Source organism: Enterococcus sp. AMC1157 (assembly GCF_058216555.1).
This window is the reverse complement of the sequence record NZ_CM177099.1, coordinates 873,355-886,186: the sequence shown is the minus strand read 5'-3', so window position 1 is coordinate 886,186 and position 12,832 is coordinate 873,355. Positions and strand designations below refer to the sequence as shown.

The window sequence follows — 12,832 nt, the reverse complement described above, 5'->3', positions numbered from 1 at the left end:
ACTTTTTCATGAAAATCACTGTTCAATCAGGCTTTTTTTTCATATAATTTAAAAGTATTGAAAGGGGAACATTATGAAAAAGAAACAATTAGAAAAATTAAGAAAACAATTCCGTCCGTCATTTGAAACTGCCCGCAAGCAACTTTTTGATTCAATGGAAAAGCAAGCAAAGTCTTTGTATGACTTATCCATTCGTGTTTATATCAAACCAACAAATCAAGAAGAATTGGCGATTGAATTATTAGGTGAAACGAGTAAAGATCAAATCGTTTCTGTACCTTTAGATGAAAACTTTGACACAGTCGTTCGACGTATCCAATCACAAGAGAAAGGGTTACTAGAACGTTTTAGTAGTAATTTAGCAGAAGAAGTGGCAAGTTACTGGTTAACAACACCAACAACTACTGAGGAAAAAACTGAAGAAACAGTAGTTGAAGAAGTCGAAGTGACTACTGATGTAGAAGCGACGGATACTGAAGAAATGACATTAGCTACTTTCATTGAGCAAATCTCAAACTTTCCAAAATTCCATGTAGTGGAAAAAGAGGATGAGGTGCAAGTTTATGAAAAAGCTGCCCAAGAAAGATTATTAGCGACTGTTTCTATGAAAGAGGAAGCAACGTATTCTACTGAAACGGCGTTAGAGCGAAAATATAAACTAAAATTAGAAGTAATTCCAGTTATCGAAGCATTTGCTAATACAAAAATTGCCAATCGTTAATGAATAAAGTGGACTGTGATACAAGTAGTTTAACAGTAAAATATCCAAATGATAGAAGATTGCTCCTGCGGTTCAGTGGGGCTTCGTCGTAATTTCGCCTTGAATGGACGAAATTCATTCTATGTTGTTCAGATATTTTTGTTTTATTTTTACTTATGTCACAGTCCTCTTTTAGCTAACTAGGAAGAAAGCTTGTAATTTTTTTTAAGAATTTTTCTTTTTTTTATTTCCAAATAGACAAGATCGTCAATAAATAGTAGTCTGAACTCTGACATTAAAAAGGTTGGATGATAATTTATGAGAAGAAAAAAATCTTTCTTTAAAAAATTCTTTGGTTTCCTGTTTTTGTGTATTTTATTAGGTGTTGGCTATTATAGCTATCGTAATTATCAAATTTTAAAACAGGTTTATCAATTTGAGAGCCAAGTAGAGAAGGCAACAGCAGATAACGGAATTAGTGAATACAAAGAATTGGCTATGGGAATTATCTTTACTGAATCAAAAGGTTTAGGAAATGATCCCATGCAAAGCTCAGAGAGTGCTTTTGGAGAACCCAATCAATTTGACGATCCAGAAAGTAGTATTGAGCAAGGTGTTTTATATTTAGCGCAAGCGATTGAACGAGCAGAGTCTATGGGAACCGATATTTGGACAGCCGTCCAAGCCTATAATTTCGGTTTAGAATATATTGATTATGTAGCAGAACGAGGGAAATTTAATTCTCTAGAATTGGCGGAAGAATATTCTAAAGAAGTATTATCGCCACTGTTAGGAAATGATGAACAAAGTCAATATCGTTATTGGGGTTTTCGTTCGATTACGTATAATGGTGGATTTTTATACCACAATGGTGGGAATCTTTTTTATGCGGATATCGTTAAATTTAATGAATTTAAAATCAAGGCAACGAACTTTTTATTTTAAATTAGGAATGTAGGAGTGGAATGATTGATGGAAAAAAAGCAAGAAGGAAATACAAAAGATTGGATTTTACGATTTGTTAAAGGGATGTTTATTGGTTCTGGTTTTATTTTACCTGGAGTCAGTGGGGGTGCATTAGCAGCTATTTTTGGTATTTATGAACGTATTATTACTTTTTTAGCTCATATTACTAAGAATTTTAAAGAGAACGTATTATTCTTTATCCCAGTGGGTCTTGGTGGGATCACAGGAGTATTTTTACTTTCATTTGCGGTAAGTTTTTTATTAGGAACCTATGAAACGATCATTCTTTGGTTCTTCGTGGGTTGTATTATTGGGACTGTACCGGCATTATGGAAAGAAGCCGGTAAACAAGGACGTTCAACTAGAGATATTGTTATTTTGTTTGTTAGTTTTATTGCAGGATTTCTCTTTTTATGGCAAGGTTCTGCTTTATTTTCGGAAGTCCCTCAAAACTTTTGGACTTGGGTAATCGCAGGTGGTTTGATTGGCTTGGGAATGATTGTACCTGGTTTAAGTCCTTCTAACTTTCTAGTTTATATGGGCATGTACAAAGCAATGTCTGATGGGATCAAAAATGTCGATTTTTCAGTCATTATTCCAATTGCTATTGGTGGACTTGTAACAGTATTAGGTTTGTCAAAAGTAATGGATTATATTTTTAGTAAAGCTTATTCGCAATTATTCCACTTTATTATGGGGATTGTTTTTGCTTCAACAATTATGATTGTTCCGACAAATTATGCTGGATTTACTTTTTTAAATTACCTATCATGTGTAGCCCTATGTTTTGCCGGTATCGCATTAGGTGCTTGGATGAGTAGTCTAGAAGAAAAATATAAATAAATACGAAGAGCTGTGGCTGTATGAAGCGACCTCCAAAAGTTAGACCAAAAAATCTAACTTTCGGAGGTCGTTTTTTCTGTCCAGGAAGTCTCATTAAAAAAAATTGCTAGCTCTAATTAGTGCTTATAAATTATATGAATGCTCTTTTTTTTACCCAAAATACCGAGACAAAAGGCTTGCCAAATAGTCAGAATGTGATACAATGAATGATGTGAAAAACTGTCTATTTTACAATCGCACTGATTTCGATTAGTGCGATTTTTTCCCGAATAGATAAGCTCATCTTAATCCATATAGGAGGTGAGTCTCCGTGGCGAGGATTCCACAACAGGTCATTGACGATGTCCGTAGTCGGACGAATATCGTTGAGGTGATTGGACAGTATGTTCAGTTAAAAAAATCCGGCAGTAAGAATTACTCAGGATTGTGTCCTTTTCATAATGAGAAAACACCGTCCTTTTCAGTAGCTGAAGATAAACAATTTTATCATTGTTTTGGCTGTGGTCGAGGAGGGAATGTATTTAGTTTTCTTCAAGAAATTGAAGGCATTACTTTTTCTGAAGCTGTGATGAAAGTCGCAGATTTAGAGCAAATTTCATTACCAGACACTTATCGTCAAGCCCCTGCAACTGAAGAAAATTCCAAACATCAACAGCTCATTCAACTACACGAAAAAGCGAGTGAAGTGTATCATCATATGCTCGTGCATACTGCGGTTGGACAAGAAGCATTGGATTATTTGCTGAAACGTGGACTAACACAAGAAATTATTGAAGAGTTTCAGATTGGTTTTGCACCAAATCAACGAGAATTTCTAGAAAAAATTTTTCAGAATGAATCGTTGAATCAGGAACATTTTTCTGAATCAGGTCTATTTGTTGAAAGAGATGATGGTCGCTTAGCGGATCGATTTTATCAACGCATCATGTTTCCAATTCGCAATGCACAAGGGAAGATTATTGGATTTTCAGGACGTTGGTTAGCAACGGATGCATTTCCTGGAGAAGATCAGCCAAAGTATTTAAACAGTCCCGAAACGACACTTTTTAATAAACGAGAGGTTTTGTTTAATTTTGATAAAGCGCGTAGCATTATCAGAAAAGAAGGAACCGTCTTTTTATTTGAAGGGTTTATGGATGTTTTAGCTGCTTGGCAGTCAGGAATTCAAAATGGAATTGCTTCGATGGGGACGAGTTTAACAAATCAACAGATTTCCTCGATCGAAAGAATAACAAATGAATTAATTCTTTGTTATGATGGAGATAAGGCTGGAATTGAGGCGACTAATCGCGGGATTGAATTGTTGCAAGAAAACAGTCGCTTGAAGTTACATGTAGTGAGTGTTCCTGAACGTTTAGACCCAGATGAATACGTTCGTAAATATGGAATTGAGGCCTTTAAAGAATTAGCTTTCCATGGACGAGAAACGGTCTTTAGTTTTAAAATGAAGTATCGTCGTTTGAATCGTAATTTAGCAAATGATATTGAACAGCTGGAGTATGTTCAAGCACTTTTGCAAGATTTATTGCAAGTGGATTCTTTGATTGAACAAGATCGTTATCTAACACAGCTTTCAACAGAATTTCATATTAGTCGTGACACCTTACAACAACAGTTGAGGCAGCTAAATCAAAATCAACGTGTCGAAGCAAGATATTCGCCACCTACAGAAGATTTTGTGGCACCATCGTCACCACCTATTCAAGTTGTTCGTAAAACGCAGCTGGAGAAAGCAGAAGAACTATTACTTTATCGTTTGTTTACGGAAAACTCCTTTAATAGACGATTTAAGGAGTGTAACTTAACCTTTCCTCATGAAAGGTATCAAGATTTATATTTATTATTTGATACCTATGTAGAAACAGAAGGCGAATTTAATGTCGCCAAGTTTCTAGATTTTCTAAAGGATGGGCCATTAAAAAATTTAGTGATTACAATTGCTTCACTCAAAGTTCCGGAAGAAAGTACGGATCAAGAGTTCCAAGATTTAATTCGCATTATCCGAATGTCTAGCTTAGTTGAAGAAATAAATAAAAAGCGTATTGAGCAGCAAGAAGCTAGCCAAAAAGGGAATCAACAATTAGAATTGGAATTAGCAGTTGAAATAATAAATCTCACCAGAGAATTGAAACAAGCCAAATAGCACATTGAAGGGGGACTTCTTTCATGGCAGAAAAAACAAAAGTATCATATGATAAAGCCGTTACCGACTTTATTAAAGCAAACAAACCCAAAGGACAAGTGGTTTACGATGAATTATCCAATCAGTTAGCAACACCTTATTCATTGGATGCTGACGGAATGGATAAATTAATCCAAAAAGTTGAAGACGCAGGAATTAGCGTAGTTGATGCAAATGGAGATCCATCTGTTCATAGTTTAAAGAGTGCAGAGAAAAAAGAAAAATCAGCACCTCAAGAAGATTTATCTGCACCAACTGGCGTTAAAATTAACGATCCTGTCCGTATGTATTTGAAGGAAATTGGTCGTGTGCCATTACTAACTGCTGAAGAAGAAGTTGAACTTGCTTTGAAAATTGAACAAGGAGATCAAGAAGCGAAGCAACGTTTAGCTGAAGCGAATTTACGTTTAGTAGTAAGTATTGCCAAACGTTATGTCGGTCGTGGAATGCAATTCCTTGATTTAATTCAAGAAGGAAACATGGGCTTGATGAAAGCCGTTGAAAAATTTGATTACCGTAAAGGATTTAAATTTTCTACCTATGCAACTTGGTGGATTCGTCAGGCGATTACTCGTGCGATTGCTGACCAAGCAAGAACAATCCGAATTCCGGTTCACATGGTAGAAACGATTAATAAATTAATTCGTATTCAACGTCAATTACTACAAGACTTAGGTAGAGAACCAACACCTGAAGAAATCGGGGCAGAAATGGATCTACCAACTGAAAAAGTTCGTGAAATTCTAAAAATCGCTCAAGAGCCAGTTTCATTAGAAACACCAATTGGGGAAGAAGATGATTCTCACTTAGGTGATTTCATTGAAGACCAAGAAGCAACTAGTCCTGCAGAACATGCAGCTTATGAATTGCTGAAAGAACAATTGGAAGACGTCTTGGATACCTTAACTGACCGTGAAGAAAATGTTTTACGTTTGCGTTTTGGGATTGATGATGGACGCACAAGAACATTAGAAGAAGTTGGAAAAGTATTCGGTGTTACTCGAGAACGTATCCGTCAGATCGAAGCAAAAGCTTTGAGAAAATTACGCCATCCATCACGATCTAAACAGTTAAAAGATTTCTTAGAATAATTGTAAAGTGTTAATTTTTAATTAAACTCACAAACTGAGATGGAGAAAAGCATTCATTTTGATGCTTTTCTCTATTTTTTTATCAATCGTAAAACCTTGGGAAATCGTTTTTAAACTAGCTTTTTTCTGGCTTAGGTTAGTAAAAGTCAATCAGAACTTAATATAAACGTAATTTCTTGGGTATTGGCTAAAGAAGCAAACTATGGTAGATTTATTCTTGATAAAATAAAAGGAGCAATCGATAAATTGATGAATAAATGTCCAAATTGTCAATATGAATTAACTGAAGACCAGAATGTTTGTCCAAATTGTGGTCATGAAATAAATGCAACTACTGAAAATCATTCATCTGATAAACCTTCTGAATCCAATGATAATATCAATTGGTCTGAATTTAGAGATGTACCTATTGGTGAAGTGATGGAAGAACTATCTGACTTACAAGAAGACCCTGAGGAAAATGACTCTGACACTACTACTCCAGATACCTCCATACTAGCTGATTATATTAAAAAGCATAAAGAGGCAGAGGATGGACAGAAGAGCATCACTGAAAAAGAAGAACCTCATGTTGAAGAGATGCAAGATTCAGAAGTAGAAACTAAAACTGAAGAAGAGTCTGAAACTATTGTACCCATTCCTGTTGCTAAAGAAGAATCGATAACTGTTCCTGAAGAAAATAAAATACCAGAAACGAAAGAGCCTTCTGAAAAATCAGAAGAAAAACCGAAAAAAAATCATACTAAAAAATATCTTTTATTAGTTGCTGTAGCCTTAGTTGTTGCAGGAGGTAGTTGGATGTATTACGACAATCAACAAAAAGAAGAAGCGGCACGACAAGAAGAAATTAGAATTGAAACAGCGATTGCGGATATAGACTCCACCATGGATCAATTTTTCTTAGATTCAGATCAACAATTTATTGTTCCAGGAAAAACATCAGAAGAAATTGCTCAATTGATGCAAGAACTAGACGAATTTTCTAAAGAGGAAGAATATGATGCACTTGTAGCCAAAGGTCAAAAAATCCAGATAAAATTAGCAGTTTTAGATCAAATTAATAGTTATTTTTCTAAGCCTGTTATTGTTGGTGATGAGTTAATTGAATCTGCTCATATCAATGAAGGAGCTACGGTTGAATTAGCACCTTTATCTGAAGAAAATGCCTTTGCTGAACTTGTGAATGTAGCAATCAAAAAAGGTCATGATGAGGTTGATCAATTATTAGCAGCCGAAAAATCTATCCAAGATTTAATGGCTCATTATAGAAATGAAACCTTAGCTGAAGATGTGAGTCGTGATGACTTTGAATCTGCTAAAGAAGAAGTAAATAGTCTTTTTGACGGTCAAGAAAAAGAAAGCATGTTGGCTGATTTATTAGTCGTTGAAAAAGCACTAGTCAATAGAGAAATTGCAGAAGAAGCTGCCAGAGTCGCTGCTGCCGAAGAAAGAGCAGAAGAGGAACGTATTGCTGCTGAAGAGGCTGCACAAGAAGCTGCTGAACAACAAGTGACTGTTATTGGTTCTTCCTTCAATGAAGGTCAAGAAATTTTGAGTCCAAGCACGCCTAAGAATCAGAATTCTCAACCGATTATTTCTTATCGTCAAAGTGATTTAAATGATGTGAATAATGCTGCTTGGAGTTGGGCTCCAGGTATTTACGAAGAAGTTATTAATAAAGCCATCGCCCGTGGTTATGTTGTAGAAGGTGGTTTCTATTTAGAGCCAGTTAGAATTGAAAATGGTGAAGGCTACTATAATTTATATGCAACAAGTAACAGTTCTTCCTTGATGCAAGGAATGCCAAGTTCATCAATGCCATTCTATTTATTTACAGTAAATAATAAAACTGGCTTCTTCCGTGGAAATGGTCACGACGAAAATCATTAGAAAGTCTTGTAACCCCTCTTTATTTTCGATATGATAGGTAAAAATCAATCGAGAATAAAGGGGGATTTTTGTTGATTGAAGAAAAATATGACAGTTTTTTAGATGGAGTGAAAGCCTGCATCCCAACCATTTTAGGATATGTAGGGATTGGGTTTGCTATGGGCGTTGTTGGAAAAGGTATCGGCTTATCAGTTTTTGAAATATTGTTGATGTCTGTTCTCGTATATGCAGGGAGTGCCCAATTTATTATTTGTGGTTTGTTGGCAATACAAGCACCAATATCCACAATCATTATTACCGTTTTTTTAGTTAATTTGAGGCATTTCTTAATGAGTTTGTCCGTGGCGCCAGCTTTCAGAAAAGAAAGTATGATAGGGAATATCGGTATTGGAACTTTGCTCACAGATGAGTCTTACGGAGTTTTAACAACTGCTTTACAAAATGGTCATCGCCCATCATTAAAATGGATGAATGGCTTAAACCTTTTAGCTTACTTGTCTTGGATTTGTTCTACTGTTTTAGGTGCTTTAATAGGGGAGTTTATTCCAGATCCAGAATTATTAGGGCTGGACTTTGCCTTGATTGCGATGTTTTTAGGGTTATTTTTATTTCAAGTAGAGATTCCTTTGAAAAAAAGAACCAAGCAGACCTTGCTTGTTTTAGCGACAGTATTGATTAGTTTGTATTTATTTATGTGGTGGACGACCCCAGAAGTGGCAGTCATTTTATCCACACTATTAGGTTGTTTGATGGGAGTGTTGACGCATAATGAGTAATTATTTTATGTTAATTGTAGGTTGCAGTATCGTTACTTGGATTCCAAGAATTTTACCTTTTGTATTTGCTAAAAAATTGGAATTTCCCCAAAAATTAGAATTGTTTTTAAGTTATTTACCCTTATGTATTTTAGCGGCCTTATTATTTCAAAGTTTATTAACGGTTCCGACTGGCAAGGCTCCGATTTTAAAATTGGAAGAAACTTTAGCAGTTATCCCGACCTTAATTGTGGGTGATTATACGAAAGATTTGATGAAGATTGTTATTACAGGTATTATAGCGATAGCAGCTATTCGATTTATTATGTAATTGAACGAAAAAAATATCCAGAAATGATTGTTAAAGAGAAAATTTAACAGAATAAGGAGAAAAATATGAATGAATTATTAGCATCCGTCTTTAGCGGATTAATTACCGATGAAAATGAAAAAAGTTATTTTGTACAAAAGAATGGTTTTACATTCAAGCTTCCAAAATCTGAAGGTGAGCACACATTAGGAGAAGCAGTAGAAGGTTTTGCTTATCAAAACCAAAAACAGGACAATTGTTTTACCACTGTGATTCCTAAAAGTCGTAAAGGTCATTATGCATTTGGTGAAGTAACCGATAGCCGTCGTGATCTAGGAGTATTTGTGAATATTGGTTTGCCTGATAAAGACATTGCGGTTTCTTTAGATGAGTTACCTACAATGAGAGAATTATGGCCCAAAAAAGGAGACAAACTGATGATTTCCCTACGAGTGGATCCTAAAGATCGTATTTGGGGAAATGTAGCAGATGAAAAGATTTTTCAAGCCCTAAGTAAACGTGGCGGAGAAACATTAAAAAACAGCGATGTATCAGGAACGGTTTATCGTTTGAAACTAGCAGGAACTTATATTCTGACAGATGATTTTTATATTGGCTTTATTCATCCTTCTGAGCGTTTTCAAGAGCCTCGTTTAGGTGAACAAGTAAAAGGTCGTGTGATTGGTGTACGTCCAGATGGCGCGTTAAACGTATCTTTGAAACCACGTGCCCATGAAGCAATTGGGGATGACGCAGCGATGATTGTTGCCTTTTTGGAAAGAGCACCAGAAAACAAGATGAATTATACAGATAAATCTTCTCCAGAAGAGATTCAACAAATGTTTGGAATCAGTAAAGGTCAATTTAAACGAGCACTAGGAAATCTAATGAAGCAACGAATGATTCAACAAGAAGATGGCGTAACGACATTAATTAAGAAATCTAATTGAGAATGCTTGTATAAAAACTGATTCTAATTTATAATTATTTTAATGTTTAAGAGATTCTAATCTCTCTTAGATTAGAATTATTATAATTAAAATGGAGGTTTATATGAATACAACTGAAGCTTTGAAAAAAACAAAAAAACAACTCCATGAATCAGGTTTCAAATTAACTCCTCAAAGAGAAGCAACATTATTAGTCTTATTAGAAAATGAAAAAGACCATCTATCAGCAGAAGAAATTTACTTTTTTGTGAAACGAAAAAATGCAGATATTGGCTTGGCTACGGTTTATCGTACGTTAGAAATTCTAACAGAATTGAAAATTGTTGATAAAATTAGTTTTGATGATGGGGTTGCCCGCTATGATTTACGTAAAGAAGGGGCCAAACATTTTCACCATCATTTGTTGTGTCTTGAATGTGGAAATATTGAAGAAATTGAAGAAGATCTGTTAGGTAGTGTGGAAGAGATTGTAGAGGAGCGATTCCATTTCCTAATTAAGGATCACCGATTAACCTTTCACGGAATTTGCCAAAAGTGTCAATCAAAAAAAGAAGCGTAGACTTACTATTAAAATTTGAAACGATTGTTTTCAAAGGAAGTGAGTATATCGCTTCTTTTTTTTTATCATTATAATACTTTGTGTCCCTACTAATTTTTAATCGCGGTGGCTAGCTTTTGGGACTCCTTTTATTTTAAATATATGACAGAAAATATTGTAAAATTAGACCAATTTTCTATCTACTTAAAAAGTTTTTTAGTTTGAATTGTATTTATCTCCAATCTACTCTAAAATTAAAGAGAGAGATGTATTTTAGTAACATAATTATAATAGGAGGTAGCAAATAATGAATGAAAAAATTCTAGAAGTTGATCCATTTTTAGAGCCTTATTCAGCAGATATTCAGCTAAGAAATAAAAATTATGTTGAGAAAAAAAATCAATTGATCAAAGAAAGCGAAAATCTTGCGAATTTTGCTAATGGTCATTTATATTATGGATTTCAAAGAACTGATAACGGCTGGGTATACCGTGAATGGGCACCAAATGCACAAAGAATTGCTTTGATCGGAGATTTTAATGACTGGAATCGTAAAAGTCACCAGTTAAAACCAATCGAAAATGGCGTATGGGAAATTCATTTAACTGAAAAAGATCATCTTGAACATGGATCTTTTGTTCGAATTGAGATTACAACTGAACGAGAAATTTTTGAACGAATTCCCACGTATTGCAGGCGTGTTGTTCAAAAAGAAGGTTCGATAGATTTTAATGGTGTAGTGTGGGCTCCTGAGGAATCTTTCCAATGGCAGGATCAAGATTTTAAACAGAAAGATGAACCACTGCTTATTTATGAAAGTCATGTGGGCATGGCAGGTGTCAAAGAAGGAATTTCTAGTTTTACAGACTATATTGAAACCGTTTTACCTAGAGTCCAAAAATTAGGTTATAACACGATTCAATTAATGGCGATTGCAGAACATCCATACTATGGTTCTTTTGGCTACCAAGTATCTAACTTTTTTGCAGTCTCTTCAAAATTTGGTACACCAGAAGAATTAAAACGACTCATTGACACGGCGCATCAAATGGGAATTAGTGTTTTATTAGATATTGTACATTCTCATGCAGCGACAAATGTGGTGGAAGGTTTAGCGGCTTTTGACGGTACTGATTATCAATATTTTCATTCTGGAGAAAAAGGAATTCATCCAGAATGGGGTTCAAAACTGTTTGATTATGGAAAAACCGAAGTCATTCACTTTTTATTGTCCAATGTCAAATATTGGTTAGAAGAGTATCATTTTGATGGCTTCCGTTTTGATGCGGTAACTTCGATGTTGTATCATCATCATGGTTTAGGTATTTCTTTTGATAATTACGATAAGTATTTTTCAATGGATACGGATACCGATGCAGTGACATATTTGCAATTAGCAGCTGATTTGGCTAAGGAAGTCAATCCTAACAGTATCTTAATTGCAGAAGATATGAGTGGTATGCCAGGTATGTGTTTACCAATTGAAATTGGAGGAATAGGTTTTGATTATCGACTGGGAATGGGTGTTCCTGATTTTTGGATCAAAACCTTAAAAAGCAATACCGACTATGATTGGAGTCTAGGGACAATTTGGCATGAGCTAACTCAAAGACGCCCGCAAGAAAAAGTAGTAGGTTATTGTGAGTCTCACGATCAGGCATTGGTGGGCGATAAAACAATTATGTTCCGCTTGGCTGACCAAGATATGTATTGGAATATGGATGTCTTTTCAGAAAGTGATAATATCGATCGGGCAATCGCTCTGCACAAAATGATTCGTTTGATTACTTGTTCTTGTGCAGGAGAGGGATACCTGAACTTTATGGGAAATGAGTTTGGTCATCCAGAGTGGATTGACTTTCCAAGCTTAGATAACAATTGGAGCTACTCCCATGCAAGAAGACGTTGGGATTTAGCAGATGATACCAATTTACGTTATCGCTTCTTACAGAATTTTGATGAAGAGATGGTTCATTTAGTAAAAGAGAATGATTTGTTGAGTCAACCTTCTGAGCTTATCTATCATCATGAAGATCACAAACTATTGGCTTATAAAATAGGAAACTTTGTTTTTGTTTACAATTTCCATCCAGTTGAAAGCTTTGATGTTCCTTTAAGCGTAGGAAGTGACCAAGCCGAGTTGGTATTACATTCTCAATGGCAAAACTTTGGAGGCTACGAAGAAGAACATCCGCATAAAGTAGATTTATCAACCGAGCCTAATTGGCAACTACCCATCCATCGAAGAACCGTTCAAGTCTATCAAATTAGTTAAATCAGAAAAAGAAGATAGAAGCCCTCAAGCTTTTGTCTTCTTTTTTAATTTTATAATGCTATAAACTTACAGTCTAGTTGTCCGTAAAAAGCAGGTATTAAGAGAGACCGGTTTGAGCCTCGAGAGTCTCAAACCTTTCGGCGTTCAAACACAATTTAGGAAGTAGAAATTCACTACTTCCAATATTGTGTAATTCATCCTCATCTTTAGCTCGTGATACCTGTTTTTACTACCAGCTATAGACTTCCAGCTTGATGATTTAGTTCTCCATCGAATAGAGATAAATTTTGATAAAAACTGGAGAAAAAAATTGGAGAAATTTCCTTGTCATG

General features: G+C 35.2%; 11 protein-coding genes. All 11 read left to right on the top strand.

Translation table 11 applies throughout. The annotated features are described in order from the left end of the window. Window positions 1-73: 73 nt before the first annotated feature. The 11 genes from AC4BBX_RS04265 to AC4BBX_RS04215 all read left to right on the top strand — a co-directional run bounded on the left by AC4BBX_RS04265 (window position 74) and on the right by AC4BBX_RS04215 (window position 12,500). A complete protein-coding gene (locus AC4BBX_RS04265; RefSeq protein WP_490455228.1) occupies window positions 74-721 on the top strand; it encodes a hypothetical protein in 648 nt (215 codons plus the stop codon). A 297-nt stretch (window positions 722-1,018) separates the two neighbouring features. Next, the gene (locus tag AC4BBX_RS04260; protein ID WP_490455227.1) at window positions 1,019-1,645 is read left to right on the top strand and encodes a lysozyme family protein; all 627 of its coding nucleotides are present in this window, start codon (window positions 1,019-1,021) and stop codon (window positions 1,643-1,645) included. A gap of 27 nt (window positions 1,646-1,672) precedes the next feature. Continuing rightward, window positions 1,673-2,509: a DUF368 domain-containing protein gene (locus AC4BBX_RS04255; RefSeq protein ID WP_490455226.1), complete on the top strand. Its 837-nt coding sequence runs from the start codon at window positions 1,673-1,675 to the stop codon at window positions 2,507-2,509. Between the two features lie 310 nt (window positions 2,510-2,819). Continuing rightward, window positions 2,820-4,652, top strand: a complete 1,833-nt coding sequence (gene dnaG / locus AC4BBX_RS04250) for a DNA primase (protein ID WP_490455225.1) — start codon at window positions 2,820-2,822, stop codon at window positions 4,650-4,652. Between the two features lie 23 nt (window positions 4,653-4,675). Further along, on the top strand, window positions 4,676-5,782 hold the full coding sequence (rpoD, locus tag AC4BBX_RS04245) for an RNA polymerase sigma factor RpoD (RefSeq protein WP_490455224.1): 1,107 nt from the start codon (window positions 4,676-4,678) through the stop codon (window positions 5,780-5,782). Window positions 5,783-6,031: 249 nt separating this feature from the next. Further along, window positions 6,032-7,672 (top strand): cell division site-positioning protein MapZ family protein, encoded by a 1,641-nt coding sequence (locus AC4BBX_RS04240; RefSeq protein WP_490455760.1) that lies wholly within the window; start codon window positions 6,032-6,034, stop codon window positions 7,670-7,672. A gap of 71 nt (window positions 7,673-7,743) precedes the next feature. Next, on the top strand, window positions 7,744-8,448 hold the full coding sequence (locus AC4BBX_RS04235; RefSeq protein WP_490455223.1) for an AzlC family ABC transporter permease: 705 nt from the start codon (window positions 7,744-7,746) through the stop codon (window positions 8,446-8,448). Beyond that, window positions 8,441-8,758 carry an AzlD domain-containing protein gene (locus AC4BBX_RS04230; RefSeq protein ID WP_490455222.1) on the top strand — a complete coding sequence of 106 codons (318 nt, stop codon included), beginning with the start codon at window positions 8,441-8,443 and terminating at the stop codon, window positions 8,756-8,758. The genes AC4BBX_RS04235 and AC4BBX_RS04230 overlap by 8 nt, the downstream gene beginning before the upstream one ends. Window positions 8,759-8,823: 65 nt before the next feature. Next, the gene (locus AC4BBX_RS04225; protein WP_490455221.1) at window positions 8,824-9,687 is read left to right on the top strand and encodes a CvfB family protein; all 864 of its coding nucleotides are present in this window, start codon (window positions 8,824-8,826) and stop codon (window positions 9,685-9,687) included. A 103-nt stretch (window positions 9,688-9,790) separates the two neighbouring features. Further along, window positions 9,791-10,246 carry a ferric iron uptake transcriptional regulator gene (gene fur / locus AC4BBX_RS04220; protein ID WP_490455220.1) on the top strand — a complete coding sequence of 152 codons (456 nt, stop codon included), beginning with the start codon at window positions 9,791-9,793 and terminating at the stop codon, window positions 10,244-10,246. 286 nt (window positions 10,247-10,532) lie between these two features. Next, a complete protein-coding gene (locus tag AC4BBX_RS04215) occupies window positions 10,533-12,500 on the top strand; it encodes an alpha-amylase family glycosyl hydrolase (RefSeq protein ID WP_490455219.1) in 1,968 nt (655 codons plus the stop codon). Window positions 12,501-12,832: the final 332 nt, after the last annotated feature.